The following is a 23,096-nucleotide window of genomic DNA, read 5'->3' as shown; positions in this document are numbered from 1 at the left end:
AGGTAAAAGTCTCATATACGATCAAGCACATCAGATAATCTTATGAGTACAAGCATGCTGGCCCGACATATCCACTACTTCCTTGCTGTCGCAGAGCATCAGGGCTTTACCAAGGCAGCGACGGCCCTGCATGTCTCGCAGCCGGCGCTGTCGCAGCAAGTGCGGCAGTTGGAGGAGAGCCTCGGCGCGCAGTTGTTTGACCGCTCAGGGCGCAAGACCCGTCTGACCGACGCGGGGGAGGTTTACCTGCGCTATGCGTTACGGGCGGCGCAGGAACTGCAGGAAGGCCAGCGTGCGATCCATGACGTTGGCGATTTGAGCCGTGGGACGCTGAGGTTTGCTGTTACGCCCACTTTCACCACCTACCTGGTGGGGCCGCTGGTGGAAACCTTTCACCGCCGCTATCCGAACATCACGCTGAACGTGCGCGAGGTCGCTCAGGAGCAGATGGAGAACCAGTTGCTGGCTGACGAGCTGGATGTGGGCATTGCCTTTGATCAAGCGCACGCACCCGACATCGACAGCTACCCGCTGCTGGTGGAAACCCTGGCGTTGGTGGTCGGCAGCCAACACCCGTTGGCGGGCGAGGCTGCCATTGGGCTGCAGGCGCTCAATAGCGAATCGCTGATCTTGCTCAGCAAGGCGTTCGCCACCCGCGAGCAGATCGACCGCTACTGCAACCAACACGGCATCCGCCCACGCGTGGTGATGGAGGCCAATGTGATTGGCGCATTGATCGAGGTGGTGCGCCGGACCACGCTGTCGACGCTACTGCCGGCCGCGATTGCACGGGCGCATCCCGAGTTGGTAGCCATTGAACTGGGGCCGCAACGGTTGCAGCGCACGGCGGTGTTGATGCAGCGCAAAGGTGTGTACCAGAGTGCGGCGGCGCGGGCGTTTATCGAGGTGGCCAAAGAGGTAGCGGTAGCACTGGGAGAAGGGAGCTGACGTGCCGAATCGTCGCACCGCTGCGATGCTACAGGCTGAACGGGCTGTTGTGGCGAGCGGGCTTGCCCCGCGTTGGGCTGCGCAGCGGCCCCAGTAATGCCACCGCGCTCTTTCTGAAAAAAAGCAGCGCCTGATTTCAGGGCTGCTTCGCAGCCCAACGCGGGGCAAGCCCGCTCGCCACAAAGGTAGGCTCAACACTGCCCGGTGCTACGCTAACCACGCTCTGCACCATGCTGTTTGACCGGCGCTTTGTCTATCGCAAAACCTACTTCCCAGTCCCCCAAACTATCGCTTGGGCAACCACCACATACTCACCATTGAACGTGGCCGCAGGTGAACCATACAGCTGGTAACCCAGCGCAAGCGCTTCAGAGACTCGATGACAAAACGTGGCGTCATCTTTGCCGGTTAACAGCCGGTAAACCGGTAAGCCATCGGGAGGAGTGGTTTGCATGGACGTAACTTCCTGGTTCGACATGATTCATGTCGACTCTAGCACTCATCATTCCCTGCAAAAAACACCGACGACCCGATTCAAACCTGAGCAATCCGATAAGCACACCGCCGCGCGCCCAGTTGGATGTGCTCCACGCGCTCGACCTTGGCACGCAACACCTGCTCGAACACCTGCAATTCTGCGCGGCAAAACCCTTGGCACGCAGTAGCCGCTGCGCAGATCGGGCAGTGGTTCTCCACCAGGATCAGGGCACCGTCCGGCTGCTCGCTGCACTGGGCCATATAACCTTCACGCGTGCGCAGTGCCGCAAGCTTTTCGACCCGCGCTTTAAGGCCGCTGACGCCTTGCATCTCACGTTCATACAACGCCAGGGTCTGGCGCTCGCGCACGTCAATCAAACGCTCAATAGCCTCTTCACCAAAGGTCTCGCGTACGGTCTGCAACAGTTGCACGGTGAGTTCGGAATGGGTATCCGGAAAGCGCGCGTGCCCCGTCGCCGTGAGCTGCCAAACCTGGGTCGGGCGCCCTACCCCGCGTACCTCGGAGCGCGCCTCGACCAACCCACTGGCCGCCAGCTTCACCAACTGCTGGCGTGCCGCTTCACCGGTGGTGCCGAGGAACTCGCCAGCATCACTGGCCAATTGTGGCCCACGGGTCTTGAGCAGGTGCAGCAAACGCTCCGCCGGCGACACCGGCGAATATTCCAAGTCGTTTCTTGACAAAATAAACAGCCTCGTCGCAATATTCAAAGCAATTACTTGGCAAATTAACCCAAGCCTTCCAGCGGCACAAGGAATCGTCGATGCACACCCAAGACAGCAGCTGGAGCGAGTTGCTCCGGGGCAAGAATGCCACCCGTTCCATCGCCCTCTCCGGCGGCATTGCGCTGTATGCCACCAACACCTATATCGCCACGACCATTCTACCGTCGGTGGTCGCCGAAATCGGCGGTCTGGCCCTGTATGCGTGGAGCACCACCCTGTACGTGGTGGCCTCGATCATCGGCTCAGCCCTCACCTCCAAGCTGCTGCAACGCACCGGGCCGCGGCTGGCGTATACCGTCGCCACGTTGATCTTTATGGTCGGTGTGCTGATCTGCGCCTTGGCGCCAAACATGCCGGTGATGCTGGTCGGGCGTTTGATTCAGGGGTTGGGCGGCGGCATGTTGCTGGCCCTGTGTTACTCGATGATCCAACTGGTGTTCGAAGAGCGCTTATGGCCGCGGGCGATGGCGCTGGTATCGGGCATGTGGGGCGTGGCTACCTTGGTCGGCCCGGCGGTCGGTGGCGTGTTCGCCGAGATGGATGCCTGGCGTTTCGCCTTCGGCGCCATGGTGCCGATAAGCCTTGCTTATATGGTACTCACCCACCGTGCGCTGCCGCCCCGCGATCCCACGGCGAGCACGGCCAGCCGCTTGCCGGTGCCGCAACTGGTGCTGTTGGCCGCCGCCGTGCTGGCCGTGTGCGCAGGCAGCGTTTCGGCGCTGCCGAGCTGGAACCTGCTGGGCATCGCAGTGTGCGCCGTGCTGGTCTATGCACTGGTCCGCCACGAATCCACCGCGACCATACGCCTGCTGCCCAAGGACGCACTGAAGTTCGACGCCCCGCTGTGCGCGCTGTATGCAACCACTTGCCTGCTGGTGATCGGCATGAGCAGCGAGATTTTCATGCCGTATTTTCTGCAACACCTGCATGGTCAATCACCGCTGGTTGCCGGGTACATGGCGGCGCTGATGGCGGCCGGCTGGACCGTGTCGGAAATCCTCAGTTCCAGCTGGAGCGGCCGCAGCGCACAGCGCGCCATCCTCGCGGGGCCGCTGTTTATCGTGGCCGGGCTGGTGCTGCTAGCCATCACCACGCCGGTGGAAAGCCTGGGTGAATGGGCGCGGTTGGCGCCGATCTGCCTCGGGCTGTTCCTGGTCGGTTTCGGCATCGGCCTGGGCTGGCCGCACCTGCTGACGCGCATCCTGCAAGTGGCGTCGGAGCAGGACAAGGACACGGCCGCCGCGTCGATCACCACCTTGCAGCTGTTCGCCATGGCCCTGGGCGCGGCATTGGCGGGAGTGATTTCCAACGTGGCGGGTATCAACGACGCCACCGGCAATGCCGGCATCGCCAACGCGGCACAGTGGTTGTTTGCCCTGTTTACCCTGGCGCCGGTGCTGGCCTGGGTGATGGCGCGGCGCGCGACGCGGGTGAAGGTTGCGGCGGCGCAACTGACCCCGTCCTGACCACCGCCTACGCGCTACGCTTGGCGATCCAGCGGCGATACTGCCGCGTGCGCAAAGCGTTGCCCAGTTGCTGCTCGATCAATGCGCGTAACGGTGATACGCCGGGATCAGGCTGCTTGCGCTGGCTGAGTTTGCGCAGCTGGAACTTGACCAGCGCCATATTGGCCAAGGAGGCGAAGGCTTTGTTTTTCCAAGTGATCGGCGGCAGTTCGGGCGCTGTGTCTTTGCCTTCAAGCCACGCACGCGGCAGTTGCGGATCAATCGCCAACGCGGTGCCGATGCCCACCATATCCACGCCGCTGTGCACCACGCTTTCAGCCACCGGGCGTCGACGGATACCGCCGGTGACCATCACCGGCATCTTGGCGACCGTCTGGATGTCGTGGGCAAACTCAACAAAATAAGCCTCACGCGCCAGGGTTCGGCCGTCACGCGCGTCCCCCTGCATGGCGGGCGCTTCGTAACTGCCACCGGACAATTCCACCAGGTCCACGCCCAAGTCGTTGAGCCACTCAACCACCTGCTTGGCGTCATCGGCGGTAAACCCGCCGCGCTGGAAATCCGCGGAGTTGAGTTTGACCGCCACCGCGAATTCCCTGCTAACCACCGCCCGTACCGCCTTGACGATATCGAGCAACAGCCGCGCGCGGTTTTCCAGGGAGCCGCCCCACGCGTCTGTGCGTTGATTGCTCAACGGTGAGAGGAACTGACTCAACAAATAACCATGCGCCGCATGAATTTCCACGCCAGTAAAACCGGCTTGTTCGCCCAGGCGTGCGGTGCGCGCAAAACGCTGGATAACCTCGGCAATCACCTCGGCGGTCATCGCCTGGGGTCGGCTGAAGTGTTTGGATAACGTGCCCAGGTCCATGGCAACCGCCGAGGGTGCCCAGGTCTGTTGCCCCAGATTGGCCTGCATCTGGCGGCCGGGATGGTTGATCTGCAACCAGAATTGCGCGCCACCTGCGCGCCCCACTTGCGCCCAGCGCTTGAACTTGGCCAGTTGCTGATCATCCTGCAACACCACGCCACCGGGGCCGGTCATGGCGCGGCCGTCAACCATCACGTTGCCGGTGATGATCAGGCCGGCACCACCATCGGCCCAGGCCTGGTAGAGACGCAGCAAATCGGCGGAAGGCGCCTGGTCGGCGTCTGCCATATTCTCTTCCATGGCGGCTTTGGCGATGCGGTTATTGATGGTCGAACCGTTGGGTAATAACAGGGGATCGAACAGATTCATGGAGCAGTCCTCAGTTGGCGTGGGACCACCATAAGATTAAAGCCAACTTTAAGGTCAATGGCTTTTTTCAGGTCAGTGCACGGCTTTCTCGCGCTCATCCTGCAGGCGGTTGAGCAACAACTGCGCATTGTCCGCACACGCCACGCCCTCAGGCTTGCCTTCGATGCCGTCAATCACCCGCAGCAACTGGGCCTTATTCTGCGCCAGGCGTTGCTGCAACACCTCGATTTCCTCGACCTTGCGCTTGAGCCCTCCGAGCAACGCCTCATGCTGCCAGCCGCCAGCGTTCATCGGCAGCAATTGGCGGATTTCTTCCAGGGAAAACCCTGCCGCCTGTGCGCCCGTGATCAGTTGCAACATCCCCGCTGCCTCCGGCGCATAGTCCCGATAACCGTTGGCCTTGCGCGTGACCGACTTGATCAGGCCGCTCGCTTCGTAGAAACGGATGCGCGATGGCGCCAAGCCGCTGAGTTTCGCCAGTTCGCCTATTCTCATGTTCCACTCCGCGCGCACATTGACCTTGAGGCGGACTGTAAACCTCAAGTGATCAGGCAGCCAAGCGTGGCCGCCCATCGGTTGAGCCGCACTTTGTTCAACCGGTCACGATCAACACGTTGCTGTTGATGGCCGATCAATCACTTTGGAGAGATGAACATGGGGTATGTCACTACGCAGGACGGCGTTGAGATCTTTTACAAAGACTGGGGCCCACGCGATGCCCCGGTGGTCTTCTTCCACCACGGCTGGCCACTGAGCGCCGATGACTGGGATGCGCAGATGCTGTTCTTCCTGGCTAACGGTTACCGCGTCGTCGCCCACGACCGCCGCGGCCATGGCCGCTCCAGCCAGGTCTGGGACGGCCACGACATGGACCACTACGCCGACGACGTCGCCGCCGTGGTCAACCACCTTGGTGTACAGGGCGCCGCCCATGTGGGCCACTCCACCGGCGGTGGCGAAGTCATTCACTACATTGCCCGCCACGGCGAAGACCGCGTATCCAAAGCCGCCATCATCAGCGCCGTGCCACCGTTGATGCTGCAAACACCGAGCAATCCAGGCGGCTTGCCCAAGTCGGTGTTCGACGACATGCAGGCGCAGCTCAAAGCCAACCGTGCGCAGTTCTATCGCGACGTACCATCGGGGCCTTTTTATGGCTACAACCGGCCGGGTGCCAAACCGTCGGAAGGCGTGATCCAGAACTGGTGGCGACAAGGCATGATGGGTTGCGCAATCGCCCACTACGACGGGATTGTGGCGTTTTCGCAAACGGACTTTACTGAGGCTTTGCGGCGCATCACGATCCCCGTGCTGGTGATGCACGGCGATGATGACCAGATTGTGCCGTATGAAGATTCCGGGCCGTTGTCGGCAAAACTGTTGAAGAATGGCACGTTGAAGACCTATGCAGGGTTTCCCCATGGGATGCCGACGACGAATGCGGATGTCATCAACGCGGATTTGCTTGAGTTTTTACGAAGCTAAGTCACTCGTTGCTGCGGCGCCGCACAGAGAAGTAGTGGGCGTCGTCGCGCCCGGTTAGATGGTATTTTGCTTGAGTGGATTGATCGGTTGAACACACCGGTGTTCACTCAACGCTACCCAGCCGACCAACGAACCGAGCAAAAAAAACAATGAAACACCCCTCACTCGGGAGACAATTCAAAAGAATAGCGGCGTTGATATTAGTGCTTCTCGTCCTTGGGGCATGGATGTTTTACATGGGCTGGGCCTCTCGGGTTGCCAGGCAAACCATCTTGATGGCATGGATTCCTGAATGGACGACCTATGTGGTATTCGGCGTTGTGACAGGCCTCTATTGTGCGTTCAGGCCCGAACGCAATCGCCCGCCCAACAGCACTAATATGTCTTCGACTAACAAGTTTTTAGGGGGCTTCAGCCTTGGATTCGTTTTCCTCCTGAATAGTTATGCCGTGTGCGTCTACCTGCTGCCTGGCGAAGTAATCCACTATAAATCCGTCTATGAAATCAGGTTTCCGGGACCGGCTTATGGGAAATATAGTCGTTGCGAGGCGGGCTTATGGATCAAGGATCTACACACTGAGCGCGATATCGAACTGTGCACAACCCGATCAGAACTTGACGATCAAATAAAACGCGGTATGACCGTTGCCTGGGTGACAGCGCGTACGAACACGCTAGGCACTTACATTATTAACCACACCTTTACCTACCCGTGAACCACGCCCTGTGCGGCGATGTTGCAATACTGCCCCTTGAAATACAGCAAGGGCTTCGCCGCAGCCGCTGCTCGCAGACTTAACGCCTTTACTTCACCAATCACGATCAGGTGGTCACCGGCGGCGTGTTCGGCGTGAATTTCGCAATCCAGCCAGTGCAGGCTGCCGGCAATGATCGGATTACCCAAAGGCGAGTGCTGCCATTGCACGCCGTGCCATTTGTCTGTGCCGCGGCGGGCGAATTGGTTGGAAATCCCGGCCTGCTCACCCGACAGGATATTGACCACGAATCGACCGGCCTGGCGAATCTTGGGGTAGCTGGCCGAATTGGACATTACGCTGAATGACACCAGCGGTGGGCTCATCGACACGCTGTAGAACGACTGACACGTGAAGCCGACCGGCTCGTCATCCAGGTGCGAGGTAATCACCGTAATACCGGACGCGTAGTGCCCGAGCGCTTCGCGAAAGCTCAGTGGCTCGACCGTCGTAGTGGGAAATGACATGGTAAATCCTGAACAGGGAGTGCAACTTGGTACACCCCTTCCAATGGTGGCTCAACGCGCGTTATTGAGCTCTCTTCGAACGATCTCTGCGCCTGCACTCAATGCATTCAACTTGCCGCTCGCCACGCGGCGAGGCAAGGGCGCCATGCCACAGTTGGTGCACGGATAAAGCTTGTCGGCATCAACAAACTGAAGGGCTTTACGCAGGGTATCGGCCACTTCCTCGGGCGTTTCAATGGCGTGGTTTGCCACATCAATGGCCCCAACCATGACTTTTTTGCCACGAATGAGCTCAATCAGGTCCATGGGGACATGGGAGTTGTGACATTCCAGCGAAATGATATCGATGCTGGATTTCTGTAGCTTGGGGAAGGCTTCTTCATATTGCCGCCACTCCGCCCCCAGGGTCTTTTTCCAATCGGTGTTGGCCTTGATGCCATAGCCATAACAGATATGCACCGCCGTTTCGCATTTAAGGCCTTCAATGGCCCGTTCCAGGGTGGCGACGCCCCAGTCATTCACCTCGTCAAAGAACACGTTAAAGGCCGGTTCATCAAACTGAATAATGTCGACGCCCGCCGCTTCCAATTCCCGGGCTTCTTCGTTGAGGATCTTGGCGAATTCCCACGCGAGTTTTTCGCGGCTTTTATAGTGGTTGTCATACAGCGTATCGATCATGGTCATGGGGCCTGGCAGCGCCCATTTGATCGGCTGGTTGGTTTGCTGGCGCAAGAACCTGGCGTCTTCGACAAACACCGGCTTTTGGCGCGCAACGGCGCCTACGACCGTCGGCACGCTCGCGTCATAGCGATCACGAATCCTGACGGTTTCACGCTTCTCGAAATCAACGCCGCTCAGGTGTTCGATAAACGTGGTGACAAAGTGTTGGCGGGTTTGCTCGCCATCACTGACGATATCAATCCCGGCGTTTTGCTGTTCTTGCAACGCCAAACGCAAGGCATCTTGCTTGCCTTCAATTAATTCGTCACCTTGCAACTTCCAGGGTGACCACAGCGTCTCGGGCTCAGCAAGCCAGGCCGGTTTTGGCAAGCTGCCAGCTGTAGAAGTGGGTAATAACTTTTTCATGACAGGCACAACCTTGTAAGTTTGATGAGTCAAGCGGCGTATTGCGCGGACCACTGTTCAAGCACAGCGTGATAGGGCTTGATGAAATTTTCCTCAACAAACCTGCCCTGCTCAATCGCCAGCCGACCACGTTCCTCTCGATCATAAACAATGCGTGTTAATGAATAATCCTGATGCTTCAAACTGGGTTGGTAGCGTTTTCCGGCGACAGAATTGGCATTGTAAATTTCAGGCCGGTAAATCTTTTGAAAGGTGTCCATCGTGCTAATGGTGCTGATAAGTTCAAGCGTCGTGTAATCACTCAGCACGTCACCGAAAAAATAAAATGCCAAGGGTGCAACACTGTTGGGCGGCATAAAATAGCGCACCTTCAAGCCCATCTTCTTGAAGTACTCATCGGTCAGCGAATACTCATCCTGCTGGTACTCAACGCCCAATACCGGGTGCTGGTTTTCAGTCCGGTGATAGGTCTTGGTATTCGAAACGCTCAGGCAGATGACGGGCGACTTCTTAAAGTGCTGCCTGTACGCCGCTGAATTCACAAAGCACTTGAACAGCTTGCCATGCAGGTCGCCAAAATTATCGGGCGTGCTGAATTCAGCCTGGCCTCTGTTGTGGCCCAACAACACCACGCTAAAGTCATAGTCGCGTACATACGAAGAAAAATTATTGCCGACGATGCCCTCAAGGCGCTCATTGGTTTTACGGTCCACAATCGTCGTTTTCAACACTTCAATCAGCGGAATGGCCTGCCCATTGCCTTCAACACCGATCTGCATTTCAGCCGAAACAATCTCGAGTTCGAGCGCATACCGATCACCGCCAGCGTTATCCCAATGCGCCAAGGCATTGAAGCGGTTATTAATCATCGTCAAGGTATTGCACAAGTTTTCCTGACGACGCTCGCCCCTGGCCAAATTAGCAAAGTTAGTGGTGGTGCGCGTGTTTTCGGAGGGGCGATAGTGCTCGTCAAAACAAACACTCTTAATCGTAAATTCAAACGCGTTATCCATGACCACCTGACACCTTAAAAGTTGAGACAGACTTGAGTTCACTGCTTGTCTTTTAGCAACACGCCGACGTTTGACCCAAGTCTTTACAGTTTCAATAATTAAGGTGGAGTCTATGCTGGCTATAGAGCAAGAGATAATGAAACGATTTCACTAAACCTTTAGCCCTGTTCATGATGGGTTGCCTCAAACCCAATGGGCCGAGCCGTGGGCTGTTCAGCCCGAGACGCGCGCAAATAAGATCGCCTTGAGTGATACTGCCAGGCTCTCTTCCCACTCTGTTTTGCGCAGCTCAAAGGACCATGGATAAACCCAAAGACGCCGGCTTTGCCTATCAGACGGTCTACCGTTACCTCGTCGAGTTGATCGACGCCAGCCCATCGTCAGGCGAACGCAAACTGCCGTCCCTGCGCCAATTGGCCGAGCGCCTTGGCGTATCGGTGTCGACCACCAAGTACGCCTACGCCTTGCTTGAGGATGAAGGGCGGATCTACGCGCGGCCCAAACAGGGTTATTTCACGAGGGCCATGCCTGCACGGGTAACAACTGAAACCAACCTGCTCGACCAGGTGTTTGCCAATGCCCGCCAGCCGGGAATGCTTGCCTTGAGCAGCGATGCACCGGCGATGCTGTTGTCGCTGGAAAACCCGCTGCTGATGCTTGAGCGTGAACTGACTCGCCAGCACCCACGCTCTCTCGCGCCGCTTTACTTACCCTTCGGTGAGCCCGAGTTGCGTGCCGCGTTGGCCGAGCACTACACCCAATCCGCCGACCGCTACTGGCAGGCCGACCAGGTGTATATCGGCGCGGACTTGCACAGCGTGCTGGATGCGGCACTCAATGCCCTGGACCTGTGCGGCACCGTGGCGCTGGTGGAGTCACCGTGTTCGTGGGCGATTTTGCGCCAGTTGCAAGCGGCGAAGATTCGCGTGATCGAAATGCCGCTCGACGCCCACGGGCGTTTCGACCTGGCGGCGCTGGAAGGCGTGCTGATGCGTGAGCCGATTCGCCTGGCGGTGCTGTCGTCGACGGTGAATATCCCCCAGGGCGGCGTGATGCCGGCACAGGACAAGCAGCAGATCTGCGGCTGGCTGGCGGCGCGGGATATCTGGCTGTTGGAAAACGACACCTACGGCGAGCTGTACTTCGAAGCGCAGCCGCCGCGTTATCGCGACTTCGCCGACCTGCAGAAGCTGCTGGTGTTTTCGACCTTCGATAAAGTCATCGGCTCGGAAGCGCCGTATGGTTATGTGGTGTGCCGCGGGCACGCGCCGCAATTGCAACGGGTGTTTCTGGAGCGTGGGTTTCGCCTGTCACCGATCCGGCAAAAGGCGATCGCCAAGCTGCTCACCTCCAAGCGTATCGACGTGCATTTAAAAGCGCTGCGGGCGCTGCTGCTGGAGCGCATGACCGGCATGAAAGCCTTGCTGGAGGAACATTGGCAGGTGATCGCGCCCCAAGGCGGCGCCAGCTTCTGGCTGCAAGCGCCGCATGCGGTGGATATGCGTCAGGTATTTGAGCGCCTGCTGGCTCAACGCATCGTCATCGCCCCTGGCGAGCTGTTCAGCCAGCATGGCGCCTGGCCGCAACACCTGCGCCTGAGCTACACCCTCGACTGGAGCAAGGATATCGCCCAGGCCGTGAAGCGATTGGCCGAGGCGATCGATCAAAGCCCGTAGCAATGCCGCGCTTCAGGGAAACGGCCATGGCGCACATCGTCGGCAAACCGCTCGCAGGCATCGCGAATCACCGCGCCTACATCTGCGTACTGTTTGACGAAGCGCGGCAGGTGTTCGCCGCCCAGGCCCAACAGGTCTTCGGTCACCAACACTTGGCCATCGCAGGCCGGTGAAGCGCCAATGCCGATGGTGGGCATCCTTGAATCCAGGGTGATCTGCCGCGCGACGCCTTCGGCCACACCTTCGAGCAGCAGGCCGAAGGCGCCCGCCTCCAGGTTGGCACGGGCATCTGCGGCAATCACTGCAGCAGTTTCGGCGGTAAGCCCTTGGGCCTTGAAGCCGCCCATCACGTTGACGAACTGCGGCATCAGCCCCACATGGGCCATCACCGGAATGCCGCGCGCCACCAGAAACTCGACGGTGCCCGCCAACGCCACGTTGGCCTCCAGCTTCAGCGCATCGCAACCAGTGCGCGCCAGCACTTGGGCGCAGTTGCGAAACGCTTGCTCGTTGGATTCCTGATAACTGCCAAAGGGCATGTCGGCAATGACGCAGGCCAGGCGCGTGCTGTCGACCACGGCGCGGGTGTGGCCGATGATTTCTTCCAGCTGCATGCTCAAGGTCGAGGCCCGGCCGTAGCCGACCATCGCCGTGGAATCACCCACCAGAATGAAGTCGACCAGCGGGTCGATCAGCTTGGCGATGGCGCTGGAGTACGCGGTGAGGGAGACGATTTTCTGCTGGCCCTTCATGGCGACCAGTTGCGGGACGGTGAGGCGTTTGGTGCGGGTGTGGAGGCTCATCGGTGTTTTCCGTTTGTGCTGAATTCACGGCCCGATTATTGATAAAACCCCAGGGTGTTCAATGCACAGATTGACGCTAAAAAGCGACCCAGGTTTTTAACCTGATATCATCCGGGCCTTCACCCATCAGGCACCGACACATGAACCGCCAGAAAAAACTCAAGCAGCTCTTCAAGGCTAAAGCCAAGAAGGCCAGCGCCAAACTGGCGCCGAAAAGCAAAGACAAGTACATCAGCAAGGCAGACCGCGCCAAACTCGAAGCCGAGGCCGATCAAGCCTCAACCAGCGGCGCCGACACGCCCGCTTGAAGGCGTCCCCACCTCATATTTGCTCCAGATACGCCGCAGGTGCCGGGCTGACCCAAAGCCTGCGCGCTCGGCGACGGTTTCCATGTCCAGGCTCGACGCCATGAGCAGTTCACGGGCCACGGTGATACGCAGCGTGTGCAGGTAGTCCAACGGGCTGATGCCGACGTGTTCGTGGAACAGCCGCGCCAGGTGTCGGCTGCTGGTGCACGCCAGTTCGGCCATGCGTGTGACGGTCCAGGCTTCACAGGGCGCCGCGGTGATGGCGTCCTGCACTCGGTGCACGGCCGGGTGCAGGTGGTTGCGACCGGTGATCCAGGCTGAGAGCTGCGGGTCGGCGCCGCTGCGACGCATGTACACCACCATGTCGCGCGCCACACTGCAGGCCAGGCGTGGCCCGGCCAACTCGGCGAGCAGGTGCAGCATCAGGTCGATGCCCGCCGTGACACCGGCGCTGCAACTGACCGGGCCGTCCGTGACATACAGCCGGTTTTCCAGCACGCGGGCCTTGGGCGCCAGGGCCTGCAATGCCTCGCACAGCGCGTGGTGGGTGGTGCACTGGCGGCCATCGAGCAACCCCGCGCGGGCGGCACTTAATGCGCCGGCGCACACGCAAACAAGCCGCTGGCCCGACGCTGCAAACACGCTTTGCAGCCATTGGGTCAAGGTGTCGCTGGCCGACTCGAACGCCTGCTGCTGCGCCTTGCTCACCTTTGACGTGGAGCCGACCAACACCACCAGCGTGCCGGGCGCCAGGCTTGGCGGCAGGGGCGCCAAGCCGGCCAGCGGCAAGCCAATCGAGGTTTGCAGGGACGGCACCGGGCTGACGTACTGCAAGTCGAAGTCGAGAGCCGCAGGGTCCTCGCTCTGCGCGGCCAGGCGCAGCACCTCGGCGGGGCCGGCCAAGTCCAGCATCAGCACATTGGGCAACAGCACGAACAGCACCGGCACGCTCACGGGTTCAACGCTCCAGCGCCTGGGCGACGGTGACGATGCGCGCAAAGCGCTCTTCCAGCACCAGTTCGGTACGCTCACGAATCTCGGCGGCGCTGTATTCGCGGCCACTGCGTGCGTGGGTCATCGGGAAGGTCAGGGTCGCCTCGCTGACAAAATCCACCGCAAAACCGCTGTCCGACGCCTGCCGGGTGGTGGTTTCGCAGCACTGTTCGGTGCGGATGCCACTGATGATCAGCGCGCTCACGCCCATCTCCGTAAGCCGTGCAGCCAACGGCGTGCCGGCAAAGGCGCTGTGAAAGCGCTTGTGAATGATCAGGTCGGGGTTGATCGACAACTCACTCAAGGTTTTGACATTGCCCGATGCCATCGAAAAGTGCCCTTGGTCTTCAACATGGAAGACTTGTATCACCGGGATGCCCTGTTGAACACACCCATCGATCAGCGCTTGCTGTTTTTCCAGGAACAACGGCAGGTCATTTTCGGACCAGTAAGCAGAATGACGGAACGAATGCTGCACATCGATAACAATAAGGGCTTTATGGTTCATGACAGGTCCTCGTGGCTTGCATCACAGTGGTTGATGCAAGCCATGGTAAGCACCCGCGCCGATGAGCGACAGGCAGGTGCCGGACCACTTCAGGACCGATTCAGACATACCGGCTCAGCGGCGCAAATCACCCTGGGACGTTTGCGCACGGTGAGCAATTACTTGGCGAACAGCTGGCCCATGTCCTTGAACGCCTTGAACTCCAGGGCGTTGCCGCACGGGTCGAACAGGAACATGGTGGCCTGCTCGCCCACCTCACCCTTGAAGCGGATGTAGGGTTCGATCACAAACTCGGTCTCCCGCGCGCGCAGCCGATCGGCCAAGGCTTCCCACTGGTCCCATTGCAGGATGACGCCGAAATGCGGCACCGGCACAGCGTGGCCGTCCACGGGGTTGGAGTGCACCGATTCCTGGGATTGCGTCTTGGGGTGCTCGTGAATCACCAGTTGGTGGCCGTAGAAATCGAAGTCGACCCATTGCGCACTGGAGCGACCTTCCGAAAGGCCAAACACATCGCCGTAGAAGTGACGCGCGGCGGCCAGGTCGTAGACGGGAATCGCTAGGTGAAAGGGAGAAAGGCTCACGGTGGCTACCTGCAGGTTCTGTTTGGTTAGAACCCGATTCTTCACCAGAAAGCCCCACGGATAAAGCGGATATCCTTCGCCCTGAGCCTCTATAATTTCGATGCTCGCGCCCTACTTCGGCGCATCCAGCACTTCGATGACGCACGCCCTGAATAATTCGAAGAGCGGCAATTGGCGCTGGGTGTACTTGGTCAGCAGCACGATTTCACGGTAGAACGTGAGCTTGTCCAATCGCAAAACCCGCACGTCACTGCCGTGTTCCAGCCACAGGCCGGCCAGGGGCACCAGCGACACGCCGAGGCCGCTGCGTACCATCTTGACGATGGCGTCCAGCTCGTCGAGTTCCAGCGCTTGCCGGGTCTGGATCTTGTGTTCCTTGAGAAACTGCGTGACCTGGCGCCCGCCGAACGAGCCACGGTCATACCGCACGAAGGGTTGCTCGCGCAGGATCTGCAGCGGGTCGTCGCCCTGCACGTCCTTGGCGGTAATCAGCACAAAGGGTTCGCGGGCGATCACTTCGATATTCAGGTCTTTGGGCAGGTTGAACGGCGGGTGGATCATGATCGCCAGGTCCAGCTCACCGGCATCCACCTGGCTGAGCAGGTTGAGCGAAACGCCGGGCACCAGGCTGACCTCGATAAACGGCGCGCGGCGTTTAAGCGCGACCAGCGCCTGGGGCAGGAGGCCGGTTTGCACACTGCCGATGGCGCCGATGCGCAGCGAGCCGTGAAAGTTGTTGGCGCTGTCGGGCGCGCCCATGCGCGAGAAAATATCGAGGATCTCCTCCGCCAGCGGCACCGCGCGCTGCCCGGCCGCATTGAGCGTGGCGGAGCGACCGGTGCGGTCGAACAGCTTGACGCCCAGGGCGTCCTCGAGGTGTTTGATCTGCGCACTCACAGCCGATTGCGTCAGCCCCACCTGCTGCCCGGCGGCGGCGAAAGTGCCACGGCGGGCGGCGCTCACGAAGGTTCTCAGCTCTCTGATCATGGGGCTACCTTATCGATCGTTGGGGTTCAGCAACCGCTCAAGGCCACCTGCGGTCGCTCGCCTGCGAAGAAGAACGGGCGCAGTCGCACACCGACGCTGTTACCAATAAAGGCTGCCACCAACCACACCCAGCCATGCAGGCTGCCGGAGGCGATGCCGCTGAAGTACGCGCCGATGTTGCAGCCGTAGGCCAGGCGCGAGCCATAGCCCAGCAGCAAACCACCGATCACTGCGGCCACCAGCGAACGTGCCGGGATTTTCAGGTTTGGGGCAAAACGCCCGGCCAGGCCCGCAGCCAACAGCGCGCCGAGGACGATGCCGATGTCCATCACGCTGGTGATGTCTTCCCACACGGGCGCTGCCAGGGCTTTGGCATTGCCCGGCATTTGCCAGAACGCCCAACTGGCCACGTCCACACCCAAGCCGCTGGCCACTTTGGCGCCCCACAGCGCGAACGCCGAGGTAATGCCCCATGGCCGCCCGGCCAGCGCCAGCGTCGCATAGTTAAGCAGCGCCAAACCGATTGCCCCCCACACCAATGGCCAAGGCCCGCGCAGGAAGCGGCGCAGGCCGATGTGCTCGCTGCTCACGCCGGGTTCAAGCTGGCCGTGACGGCCCTTCTCCAAACGCACGGTGACCAGCGCGATGACCGCGAACACGGCAAGGCTCAGAATCATGGCCGGCAACACGCCGAAGCTCTTGACGATGGACACCGCCGGGAACGCCGGCAACGCGAACCACCAATCCACATGGTGCGTGGCAATCAGCGAACCGCAGATAAAAAACAGCAGCGTCACCAGCATGCGCGCATTGCCGCCGCCGACGGTGAACAGCGTGCCGGACGCACAACCGCCGCCCAACTGCATGCCGATACCAAAGATAAACGCCCCGAACACCACCGATACGCCAGCCGGTGCCACCAGCCCGACCACCGGCTGCCCGAACAACGTGCCCGCTCCCAGCGCCGGGAAGAACAGCAACACCGCCACTGCCAGCATGACCATCTGTGCGCGCAAACCGGCGCCGCGCCGATCATTGATAAATACGCGCCAGGCCGACGTGAATCCGAAAGCGGCGTGGTACAGGGTCAAGCCCAATGCGGCGCCGACCACCAGCAACAGCACCTGGCGCGAGCCGACGCTGTTTTGCAGGAATACGGCACCGGCCACCAGGATGATAAAAGCCGCCAACGGCGCGATAGGCTTGCGCGCGGGGGTCAGGGAAAGGGAGGTGCTCATGGGCTTTCTCGGATTTGATCGGAGGGGGAAGTTTGGCGGTGAGTATAAACCCTGACAGGGTCGGCCTTTGCAGGAATTCAGACGGCCAGGCAACGCCTGCGAAGGTGGCAACGTTTAGTTTCGCCGGGTGTATTGCTTGAACAAAAAACCTACAGTAACCTCCGCCAAGGCAGCCACCAATGGGTGGCAGGAATGGATTCTGGCCCGCTGTCCGGTGGGCTCTGACAAGGAAGTTAAAGCATGCACACGGCTATCAGTCCGACCATCTATACGCTCGGCCCCGAGGGTACCAATTGCGCCACCGCCGCGCAGTGGTGGCTTGATTCTCGTGAAGCGCGCAATGGCACGCAGCGAATTGTTCTGCATGAGACGCTTGAGCAAGCCTTTGATGAGTTGTCCGGGAAACAGGACGGCTATCTTTTAAGCTGCGCCGCGTACCCCGATTTGCATACGCTGATTTTTACCCGCCTGGGCGATATGGAGCTGTGCGACAGCTTCATCATGCCGACCCACTCCATGGTGCTTGCCAGCCGTACCAGCGCCGACCAGATAAAGAGTGTGGCAACCCATCCCGCGCCCCAATCCCTGGTGGCAAGCCACTACCGCAAAGTGTTCGCCAACAGCAATGCCGATGCCGCCGTGCTGTGCAGCACTGGCCAGGCAGATGCGTGCGTGACCACCGTGGTCGCGGCAGACCTGCATGAGCTGAACATCATTGAGGATTTCGGCCAGGTGCCGATGGCCTTTCTGGTCCATTCGCTGAAGCGAGCCGACCATGCAAAAGCCTGATCCGCTGTCGACCCTGGTCAATATCGTCGACGAAGTGCGTGCCCGCCAGGAACTGGATGGCAGCATCAAGGCGCCGAACGTAGCCGACCATGCCCTCATCAACCGCTTGATCACCGAGCTCGACCGGCACGCCGCAATGATCGACGGGCTATCTGCGCCGCTGTTGACGGCGACCCTGGAAGACCTGGGCAACTGGCTGAAGAATGGCCTGGATCAACGGCCTCTATTCGATAAAACTCTCGCCAGTTTCAACACCCCTGCACCCGGCGACGCCTTGTTTCTACTGGCCCCCATGCGCGCGACCAACGGCCCTGACCCCGAAGGCTTTCGGCTGGAGCTGGTCACCGGCTACCGCAGTGAAACCCCTTACCTGGCAAAGGCCGCGCAGTACACCGAGCAGTACGTGGCACCGTTTCAATGCATCAAGCTGGGAGCGGCCTCGAAGGGGTTCCTGCAAGGCAATTGCATAGTGCTGTTTCCAGAGTCCGTGGCGACGGCAGCCAAGGTCGATAAACAGACCTTCGCGCTGTTCTTCTTCAGCAAGTTTCTGCGTATCTACAACGAACAGACACTCGTCGAGGCAGACCGTCTGTTCGGGCGCCAAAGCCCGTTCCTGTTCGGCCAATTGAGCAGCCGCCAGATGTCTGAGCCAGACATGTACGACGCGCGTTGCCTGTGGGGTTATTACCATGACTATGCGCACCACACCGGGCCACGCCCGTTGGACAAAAACCTGTACATAAAGCTGAACTGGTTTACCGGCCTGCTGGAAGAAACCAAGTGTGACTTGATTACGGTGCGCCTGGTGCTGGAACACCGTCCGGACTTTTGGCGTGAAATCCCCGAGTTCATTCTGCTCGAGCGCATGTTCCGCTACCCCAAGGGCTCGGACCAGCATATGACGTTCGATGCCGGCACCGGGATTTTGCTCTTTGAGATGCTGATCAATGCCAACGCATTGGTCGAAACCGAGCACGGCCACCTCAGCTTTGACAGCGAGCGTCTTGACCAAAAGCTTGTGTCGATGATTGCCGATATCGAGGCCCTCGAAGCACTCGACGACGAGGCCTACCTGGCGGGTGCCAAAGCCTATGTTCAGCAACATCTGGGCACACCGCAAACCCCACTGGCACGTTTCAATTTCCCGGCCACGCACTACGCACGCCGCGTGCTGGCCGAGTGCCCCCAATGAATGCATTGAAGGTCCGTCTGCTGCTGTTCACCGTGGCCATTCTCGCGTTGTTCTCGATCAGTTGGCTGCTCTCGAAAAACCTGCTCGGTAGCATTTCGGTGATGCATGCCGTTGGGCTCAGGCTGTGGGCCACAACCGCCGCCTTATGGTTGATCGTGGCGTTCGGCACGCGACCGCCGCTGTCATCCAAGCCGCTGCTCGCCAGGATGCCGGGGTTTTTCATCCTGTCGATCCTGGGGTTCTCGCTCTATTTTGTCTGCAGCTTCGGCGCCTTGAAAACGCTGAAAGCCAGCGACCTGACCATGGTCCTGGCGACGATCCCGGGCATTACCTACTTGCTGGGCCTGCTGACACGCAGCCTGGGGTTTTCCTGGCTCAAACTGGCGGGTGTGGTGATCGTCAGTGTCGCGGCGCTGGCGTTCAATACCCACACCGGTGACGTTAGCGCAGTCAGCCCGTCTGGCATTGCGCTGGCCCTGGTCGCGGCGCTTTCCTACGCCGTTTATGGCCTGCTGTCCAAGCGCTACCTCAAGGATTTGCCACTGATCAACTCGCTGGCCTGGGTCACACTGATCGCCGCGGCGTGCTTTGTGCCGCTGTTCATTCTCGACCCCGCGCCCTTGTTGCGCCTGAACCTTGAGGATGCGCTCAAAGTGCTGATCCTGGGGGCTGCCTGCTCGGCGCCGGTGTATGTGTTGTACCAGAAGGTTTTGGCCGAGGGCGGCGTGCTGTATGCCAATGCGATTGGCTTGCTGGCACCGTTCGCCGTGGTCACCGGTGAGTGGTTGATCGGCTCCGGCACGACCTTGGGTGCAGTAAAAATCGTCGCGATGATTGCGGTCATGGTGGGGATCACCCTGTTATTCATGGATGCATCAGGCGCCTCGGGCTGGACGTTCAAGCGTCGTGCCCCAAACCAACCGGTTAGTGAGGAAATACAATGAAAAAGCTGGCGTTGGTTTGCCACCGCAGTACCAAGTTGTCCTTTGTATTTGAGGCCGCAGAAGCGGCAGGTATTGAACTGGTACTGATTTACGACACGACCGAAAGCGCCCCCGCGCACTTGCCGGCAGTCACGTCGACCTGGCAGCTGCCGGTTTTCGACGAGCCGCAGGTGGCGTTGGAAGTGTTCGGGGCCGGCGTGCAAGAGAGAGGGATTGGCGGGGTGATGACGGTTCGCGAAGAAGCGATCATCTGGACGGCACTGGCGGCGCAAAAAATCGGTACCCCTGGCATCGATCCGCATGTGGCGGCGCTGGCCCGCAACAAGTACCTGATGCGCCAGGCCTTTGCCGAGGCAGGCTTAAGGTCGCCGGGCTTTTGCTACATCGATAACCCGCACGACCTGTCGCAAACCCGCGCCCTGGGGTTGCCACTGGTGATCAAGCCGCTCTCCGGCTGGTCGAGCACCGGTGTGATGCTGGCCAAAACGGCCGAAGAGCTTCCTGCCCTCGTCAACGCGGTCTGGGAGGTCCAGAGCAAGGACCTGGCTCGTTTCTATGACCAGGACAAAGCCGCAGGCCTGGTTGTTGAACAGTATTTGCCGGGTAAAGAATTCGTTGCGGAGTGCTTTGTCGATATCGAAGGGGTGCATGTCCTGGCAGTGGGCGACAAGGGCCAACCCGAAGGGCCCTGGTTTGAAGAAACGATCTACCGCCAGCGTCGAGATATCGACGACCCCTTGATCATGGCCCTGTGTGAGACCGCGCGCGCCGGGGTCAAGGCACTGGGCATTACCATGGGCGCCGCCCATGTGGAGCTGCGCCTGGATGCCAACCAGCAAGCGTATGTGATTGAAATCGGCGCACGCATAGGGGGCTCGGGGGTCTCGCACTTTGTGGTGGAACAGAGCACCGGCGTGTCGTTCGCCGCACTGTGCATGAAGGCCGCCCTGGGTTTGCCCACCCCGGCACTGCCCGATGTGCTGCCGGCCGCCAGAGTGGCAGCAAACTACATCATTCCTCTGCGCGGCGATGGCCGTTTCAACGGTTTCAGCGGGCTGGAAAAGGTCGCGGAGCACCCTGAAACCGCCCGGATCGTGACTTTTTTCGAGGCAGGGCATCTTTCACCACCACCTCCCGCGTTTGGCGGCTACCCAGGGTTCATCTTCTCGGTACATGCCTCGGATGAGGCGGCGAGCGCTTACCACCAATGGCTTGATGCTTCCTTGAGCATCAACTGGAACCAATAAATACCACCCGTAGCCGGGTTCGGGAGTCGTGATATGGAACATCCGCAACTGGATTGGAATAACCTGGGTTTCAGCTACAGGAAAACCGACCTTCGTTACATCGCACATTGGCGTGACGGTCAGTGGCAGGAAGGTGCACTGACCGAAGATAACCAGCTGCATATCAGCGAAGGCTCAACCGCGTTGCATTATGGCCAGCAGTGTTTTGAGGGGATGAAGGCCTACCGTTGCAAGGATGGTTCGATCAACCTGTTTCGCCCCGATCAGAATGCTGCCCGTATGCAGCGCAGTTGCTCACGGCTGCTGATGCCGCCCGTCTCGACCGCGCAATTCATTGATGCCTGCAAGCAGGTGATCAAGGCCAACGAACGCTTCCTGCCGCCCTACGGAACAGGCAGCTCGCTGTATCTACGACCTTTCGTCATCGGTGTGGGCGATAACATCGGTGTGCGTACCGCGCCGGAGTTTATCTTCTGCGTGTTTTGCATCCCGGTCGGCGCGTTGTTCAAAGGCGTGTTGCAACCGAGCAACTTCATCATTTCGGACTACGACCGCGCCGCCCCCAATGGCACCGGCGCCGCCAAGGTCGGCGGAAACTACGCGGCCAGCCTGCTACCCGGTACCGAGGCACGGCAGGCGGGTTTTGCCGACTGCATTTACCTCGACCCGCTGACCCATAAAAAAATCGAAGAAGTCGGCTCGGCGAATTTCTTTGCCATCACCCATGACAACACATTTGTGACCCCGCGTTCGCCTTCAGTATTGCCTGGCATCACCCGCGCCTCGTTGATCGAGCTTGCGCAAAGCCGTCTGGGGCTCAAGGCGGTGGAAGAGGATGTGTATATCGACAACCTGGCGGCTTACAAGGAAGCCGGCGCATGCGGCACCGCAGCGGTTATCACACCGATTGGCGGTATCCGCTACAACGATCACCTGCATGTATTCCACAGTGAACATGAAGCCGGCCCGATGACCCAACGTTTGTTCAATGAGTTGACGGGCATCCAGAACGGCGACGTTGAAGCGCCGGCAGGCTGGATCGAAAAAGTCTAAAGCCCTGAGGCGCTCGCTGTGCCGACACCCCGTGGGTGTCAGTACAGCGGGCCGATCAAGCGTCAGACAGACCGGCCGAAAGGGCTCATGTCCGCCCCACTGAACCGGTAACCGGCAAGTTGCCAAGCAACTTGAGCCCGGTGCTTTTCACAAAGGTGTCGTAGTCCATCGGCTTCTGGATACGGGTTTCGGCGTTGGGCAGCACATAGGCCCAGGCACGTTTGGACGAAGCGTCGTACACCAGCTTGAACAGGCGTGTCGGCACCCACACCTTGTTGTCGCCGATGGTGCTGTAGCCGGCATCAAACAACGGGCCGGTGAACACAAACACATTACCGCCTGCACGTACCGCGAACTTGCGCACGTCGGCCTCGACCTTGCTCCAGATCTTGCGGTTATTGGTGGGGTCTTGCGGCACCATGTTCGACAAGGCGAAGGACTGCGCCATGGCATTTGCACTTGGCGCATCGGCGGCTGGGGACTGGTGGCCGCGGTCCACCGCCGGGTGCTGGCTGCGGTAGTCGCTCAGCTCGGCGCGGGCGCCTTTGGGAATGCGCGGATCGGGATAAAACTGGTTGGTGCGCTCTTCACCCTTGGCGTCTTTCAACTGTGCGGCGTTCAAACGCTCGACCACCACCAAAGGCGTCTTGCTGGTTTGCGAGTAGAGCACCGCAAAGTGATCCGAACACAGCGCCATGGGTTTCATCGAGGCGGGTACGGTGGCCGTGTTGATCGGCGTGGCGCCAGGAAACAGGTCCGCGCAGCCGTCGAAGGAGAGCTGTTTTTCTTGACGGGAATAGAGACCAAGGGCCGCGCTTTGGCTGATGGAGCTTGAGCGCGAAGTGTGTTCATGGGCCGGTGGTTTGATCAGGTCCAGCAGGCTGCGGGCCTGCGCGCCGGGCGAGAGCAGAACACACGCCGACAGGCCGACTGCAATGATGCGTAAGTGCATGTTTTATATCTTAAAGTGAGGAGCCTAATGGACCCTCACTTTAAACTTTAGTGCGACGCCTGACGGATCGAATTCCAGGCCACCTGCGCCAGGCTCCCCACCTCGTTAAAGCACGCCAGCGCTTCACGCAGGATGCTGCGC

At 59.9% G+C, this 23,096-nt stretch carries 24 protein-coding genes; 10 read left to right on the top strand and 14 right to left on the bottom strand.

Features of this window, described 5'->3' with window-relative positions:
- The first annotated feature begins 54 nt into the window (after positions 1 to 54).
- A complete protein-coding gene (gene cynR, locus HBO23_RS09450; protein ID WP_138451195.1) occupies positions 55 to 948 on the top strand; it encodes a transcriptional regulator CynR in 894 nt (297 codons plus the stop codon).
- A 265-nt stretch (positions 949 to 1,213) separates the two neighbouring features.
- Here cynR and HBO23_RS09445 read toward each other — a convergent pair whose 3' ends face one another.
- Together HBO23_RS09445 and HBO23_RS09440 are read right to left on the bottom strand one after the other, a co-directional pair.
- Complete coding sequence (locus tag HBO23_RS09445) at positions 1,214 to 1,402, bottom strand: DUF1737 domain-containing protein (RefSeq protein WP_170037896.1); 189 nt, start codon at positions 1,400 to 1,402, stop codon at positions 1,214 to 1,216.
- 80 nt (positions 1,403 to 1,482) lie between these two features.
- The gene (locus HBO23_RS09440; RefSeq protein WP_202884318.1) at positions 1,483 to 2,112 is read right to left on the bottom strand and encodes a metalloregulator ArsR/SmtB family transcription factor; all 630 of its coding nucleotides are present in this window, start codon (positions 2,110 to 2,112) and stop codon (positions 1,483 to 1,485) included.
- Positions 2,113 to 2,207: 95 nt separating this feature from the next.
- On the opposite strand from HBO23_RS09440, the gene HBO23_RS09435 reads away from it, so the two are divergent.
- Positions 2,208 to 3,635 carry an MFS transporter gene (locus HBO23_RS09435; RefSeq protein ID WP_170037892.1) on the top strand — a complete coding sequence of 476 codons (1,428 nt, stop codon included), beginning with the start codon at positions 2,208 to 2,210 and terminating at the stop codon, positions 3,633 to 3,635.
- Positions 3,636 to 3,642: 7 nt separating this feature from the next.
- Here HBO23_RS09435 and HBO23_RS09430 read toward each other — a convergent pair whose 3' ends face one another.
- Both HBO23_RS09430 and HBO23_RS09425 read right to left on the bottom strand, forming a co-directional pair.
- On the bottom strand, positions 3,643 to 4,875 hold the full coding sequence (locus HBO23_RS09430) for an NADH:flavin oxidoreductase/NADH oxidase family protein (RefSeq protein ID WP_170037890.1): 1,233 nt from the start codon (positions 4,873 to 4,875) through the stop codon (positions 3,643 to 3,645).
- A gap of 72 nt (positions 4,876 to 4,947) precedes the next feature.
- Positions 4,948 to 5,370 carry a MerR family transcriptional regulator gene (locus tag HBO23_RS09425; RefSeq protein WP_017136978.1) on the bottom strand — a complete coding sequence of 141 codons (423 nt, stop codon included), beginning with the start codon at positions 5,368 to 5,370 and terminating at the stop codon, positions 4,948 to 4,950.
- Between the two features lie 159 nt (positions 5,371 to 5,529).
- Here HBO23_RS09425 and HBO23_RS09420 point away from each other — a divergent pair, with 159 nt between their 5' ends.
- The gene (locus tag HBO23_RS09420; protein WP_017136979.1) at positions 5,530 to 6,360 is read left to right on the top strand and encodes an alpha/beta hydrolase; all 831 of its coding nucleotides are present in this window, start codon (positions 5,530 to 5,532) and stop codon (positions 6,358 to 6,360) included.
- A 706-nt stretch (positions 6,361 to 7,066) separates the two neighbouring features.
- Here HBO23_RS09420 and HBO23_RS09415 read toward each other — a convergent pair.
- The 3 genes from HBO23_RS09415 to HBO23_RS09405 are packed head-to-tail and all read right to left on the bottom strand — an operon-like array spanning position 7,067 to position 9,681.
- Positions 7,067 to 7,582, bottom strand: coding sequence for a flavin reductase family protein (locus HBO23_RS09415; protein WP_017136981.1), 516 nt, complete (start codon positions 7,580 to 7,582; stop codon positions 7,067 to 7,069).
- A 51-nt stretch (positions 7,583 to 7,633) separates the two neighbouring features.
- Complete coding sequence (locus HBO23_RS09410) at positions 7,634 to 8,668, bottom strand: methionine synthase (protein ID WP_170038008.1); 1,035 nt, start codon at positions 8,666 to 8,668, stop codon at positions 7,634 to 7,636.
- Between the two features lie 29 nt (positions 8,669 to 8,697).
- A complete protein-coding gene (locus tag HBO23_RS09405; RefSeq protein ID WP_170037888.1) occupies positions 8,698 to 9,681 on the bottom strand; it encodes a DUF1852 domain-containing protein in 984 nt (327 codons plus the stop codon).
- A gap of 299 nt (positions 9,682 to 9,980) precedes the next feature.
- On the opposite strand from HBO23_RS09405, the gene HBO23_RS09400 reads away from it, so the two are divergent.
- A complete protein-coding gene (locus tag HBO23_RS09400) occupies positions 9,981 to 11,357 on the top strand; it encodes a PLP-dependent aminotransferase family protein (RefSeq protein WP_170037886.1) in 1,377 nt (458 codons plus the stop codon).
- Here the strand turns inward: HBO23_RS09400 and panB are convergent.
- Complete coding sequence (panB, locus tag HBO23_RS09395) at positions 11,345 to 12,160, bottom strand: 3-methyl-2-oxobutanoate hydroxymethyltransferase (RefSeq protein WP_170037884.1); 816 nt, start codon at positions 12,158 to 12,160, stop codon at positions 11,345 to 11,347. The genes HBO23_RS09400 and panB overlap by 13 nt on opposite strands.
- A 140-nt stretch (positions 12,161 to 12,300) precedes the next feature.
- Here panB and HBO23_RS09390 point away from each other — a divergent pair, with 140 nt between their 5' ends.
- Positions 12,301 to 12,468, top strand: coding sequence for a DUF2986 domain-containing protein (locus HBO23_RS09390; protein WP_017136986.1), 168 nt, complete (start codon positions 12,301 to 12,303; stop codon positions 12,466 to 12,468).
- Here HBO23_RS09390 and HBO23_RS09385 read toward each other — a convergent pair.
- From HBO23_RS09385 to HBO23_RS09365, 5 genes are all read right to left on the bottom strand, one after another.
- Positions 12,439 to 13,422, bottom strand: coding sequence for a helix-turn-helix domain-containing protein (locus HBO23_RS09385; protein WP_017136987.1), 984 nt, complete (start codon positions 13,420 to 13,422; stop codon positions 12,439 to 12,441). The genes HBO23_RS09390 and HBO23_RS09385 overlap by 30 nt on opposite strands.
- A gap of 4 nt (positions 13,423 to 13,426) precedes the next feature.
- Positions 13,427 to 13,969: an isochorismatase family protein gene (locus HBO23_RS09380; protein ID WP_170037882.1), complete on the bottom strand. Its 543-nt coding sequence runs from the start codon at positions 13,967 to 13,969 to the stop codon at positions 13,427 to 13,429.
- Positions 13,970 to 14,127: 158 nt separating this feature from the next.
- The gene (locus HBO23_RS09375) at positions 14,128 to 14,553 is read right to left on the bottom strand and encodes a VOC family protein (protein ID WP_170037879.1); all 426 of its coding nucleotides are present in this window, start codon (positions 14,551 to 14,553) and stop codon (positions 14,128 to 14,130) included.
- Between the two features lie 111 nt (positions 14,554 to 14,664).
- On the bottom strand, positions 14,665 to 15,540 hold the full coding sequence (locus tag HBO23_RS09370) for a LysR family transcriptional regulator (protein ID WP_169984752.1): 876 nt from the start codon (positions 15,538 to 15,540) through the stop codon (positions 14,665 to 14,667).
- A 26-nt stretch (positions 15,541 to 15,566) separates the two neighbouring features.
- Entirely contained in the window at positions 15,567 to 16,778 is a 1,212-nt protein-coding gene (locus HBO23_RS09365; protein WP_170037877.1) for a YeeE/YedE family protein, read from the bottom strand.
- A 240-nt stretch (positions 16,779 to 17,018) separates the two neighbouring features.
- Here HBO23_RS09365 and HBO23_RS09360 point away from each other — a divergent pair, with 240 nt between their 5' ends.
- From HBO23_RS09360 to HBO23_RS09340, 5 genes are read left to right on the top strand one after another with little or no spacing between them, the layout of a single operon-like run.
- Positions 17,019 to 17,567 carry a hypothetical protein gene (locus HBO23_RS09360; protein WP_017136993.1) on the top strand — a complete coding sequence of 183 codons (549 nt, stop codon included), beginning with the start codon at positions 17,019 to 17,021 and terminating at the stop codon, positions 17,565 to 17,567.
- A complete protein-coding gene (locus HBO23_RS09355; RefSeq protein WP_170037875.1) occupies positions 17,554 to 18,759 on the top strand; it encodes a DUF6421 family protein in 1,206 nt (401 codons plus the stop codon). The genes HBO23_RS09360 and HBO23_RS09355 overlap by 14 nt, the downstream gene beginning before the upstream one ends.
- On the top strand, positions 18,756 to 19,703 hold the full coding sequence (locus HBO23_RS09350) for a DMT family transporter (RefSeq protein WP_170037873.1): 948 nt from the start codon (positions 18,756 to 18,758) through the stop codon (positions 19,701 to 19,703). The genes HBO23_RS09355 and HBO23_RS09350 overlap by 4 nt, the downstream gene beginning before the upstream one ends.
- The gene (locus HBO23_RS09345) at positions 19,700 to 20,950 is read left to right on the top strand and encodes an ATP-grasp domain-containing protein (protein WP_170037871.1); all 1,251 of its coding nucleotides are present in this window, start codon (positions 19,700 to 19,702) and stop codon (positions 20,948 to 20,950) included. The genes HBO23_RS09350 and HBO23_RS09345 overlap by 4 nt, the downstream gene beginning before the upstream one ends.
- Before the next feature lie 33 nt (positions 20,951 to 20,983).
- A complete protein-coding gene (locus HBO23_RS09340; protein WP_017136997.1) occupies positions 20,984 to 22,003 on the top strand; it encodes a branched-chain amino acid aminotransferase in 1,020 nt (339 codons plus the stop codon).
- Between the two features lie 85 nt (positions 22,004 to 22,088).
- Here HBO23_RS09340 and HBO23_RS09335 read toward each other — a convergent pair whose 3' ends face one another.
- A complete protein-coding gene (locus tag HBO23_RS09335) occupies positions 22,089 to 22,955 on the bottom strand; it encodes a DNA/RNA non-specific endonuclease (protein ID WP_017136998.1) in 867 nt (288 codons plus the stop codon).
- Positions 22,956 to 23,096 lie beyond the last annotated feature (141 nt).

The organism is Pseudomonas sp. WS 5532 (assembly GCF_012985445.1).
GTDB classification, from domain to species: Bacteria; Pseudomonadota; Gammaproteobacteria; order Pseudomonadales; family Pseudomonadaceae; genus Aquipseudomonas; species Aquipseudomonas edaphica.
This window is presented reverse-complemented; position numbering and strand designations above follow the sequence as displayed.

Excerpts from the sequence above, each read along its gene's own strand:
- cynR (WP_138451195.1), top strand. The coding sequence starts at position 55 with ATGCTGGCCCGACATATCCACTACTTCCTTGCTGTCGCAGAGCATCAG.
- HBO23_RS09445 (WP_170037896.1), bottom strand. The coding sequence starts at position 1,402 with ATGCAAACCACTCCTCCCGATGGCTTACCGGTTTACCGGCTGTTAACC.
- HBO23_RS09435 (WP_170037892.1), top strand. The coding sequence starts at position 2,208 with ATGCACACCCAAGACAGCAGCTGGAGCGAGTTGCTCCGGGGCAAGAAT.
- HBO23_RS09430 (WP_170037890.1), bottom strand. The coding sequence starts at position 4,875 with ATGAATCTGTTCGATCCCCTGTTATTACCCAACGGTTCGACCATCAAT.
- HBO23_RS09425 (WP_017136978.1), bottom strand. The coding sequence starts at position 5,370 with ATGAGAATAGGCGAACTGGCGAAACTCAGCGGCTTGGCGCCATCGCGC.
- HBO23_RS09420 (WP_017136979.1), top strand. The coding sequence starts at position 5,530 with ATGGGGTATGTCACTACGCAGGACGGCGTTGAGATCTTTTACAAAGAC.
- HBO23_RS09415 (WP_017136981.1), bottom strand. The coding sequence starts at position 7,582 with ATGTCATTTCCCACTACGACGGTCGAGCCACTGAGCTTTCGCGAAGCG.
- HBO23_RS09410 (WP_170038008.1), bottom strand. The coding sequence starts at position 8,668 with ATGAAAAAGTTATTACCCACTTCTACAGCTGGCAGCTTGCCAAAACCG.
- HBO23_RS09405 (WP_170037888.1), bottom strand. The coding sequence starts at position 9,681 with ATGGATAACGCGTTTGAATTTACGATTAAGAGTGTTTGTTTTGACGAG.
- HBO23_RS09400 (WP_170037886.1), top strand. The coding sequence starts at position 9,981 with ATGGATAAACCCAAAGACGCCGGCTTTGCCTATCAGACGGTCTACCGT.
- panB (WP_170037884.1), bottom strand. The coding sequence starts at position 12,160 with ATGAGCCTCCACACCCGCACCAAACGCCTCACCGTCCCGCAACTGGTC.
- HBO23_RS09390 (WP_017136986.1), top strand. The coding sequence starts at position 12,301 with ATGAACCGCCAGAAAAAACTCAAGCAGCTCTTCAAGGCTAAAGCCAAG.
- HBO23_RS09380 (WP_170037882.1), bottom strand. The coding sequence starts at position 13,969 with ATGAACCATAAAGCCCTTATTGTTATCGATGTGCAGCATTCGTTCCGT.
- HBO23_RS09370 (WP_169984752.1), bottom strand. The coding sequence starts at position 15,540 with ATGATCAGAGAGCTGAGAACCTTCGTGAGCGCCGCCCGCCGTGGCACT.
- HBO23_RS09365 (WP_170037877.1), bottom strand. The coding sequence starts at position 16,778 with ATGAGCACCTCCCTTTCCCTGACCCCCGCGCGCAAGCCTATCGCGCCG.
- HBO23_RS09360 (WP_017136993.1), top strand. The coding sequence starts at position 17,019 with ATGCACACGGCTATCAGTCCGACCATCTATACGCTCGGCCCCGAGGGT.
- HBO23_RS09355 (WP_170037875.1), top strand. The coding sequence starts at position 17,554 with ATGCAAAAGCCTGATCCGCTGTCGACCCTGGTCAATATCGTCGACGAA.
- HBO23_RS09350 (WP_170037873.1), top strand. The coding sequence starts at position 18,756 with ATGAATGCATTGAAGGTCCGTCTGCTGCTGTTCACCGTGGCCATTCTC.
- HBO23_RS09345 (WP_170037871.1), top strand. The coding sequence starts at position 19,700 with ATGAAAAAGCTGGCGTTGGTTTGCCACCGCAGTACCAAGTTGTCCTTT.
- HBO23_RS09340 (WP_017136997.1), top strand. The coding sequence starts at position 20,984 with ATGGAACATCCGCAACTGGATTGGAATAACCTGGGTTTCAGCTACAGG.
- HBO23_RS09335 (WP_017136998.1), bottom strand. The coding sequence starts at position 22,955 with ATGCACTTACGCATCATTGCAGTCGGCCTGTCGGCGTGTGTTCTGCTC.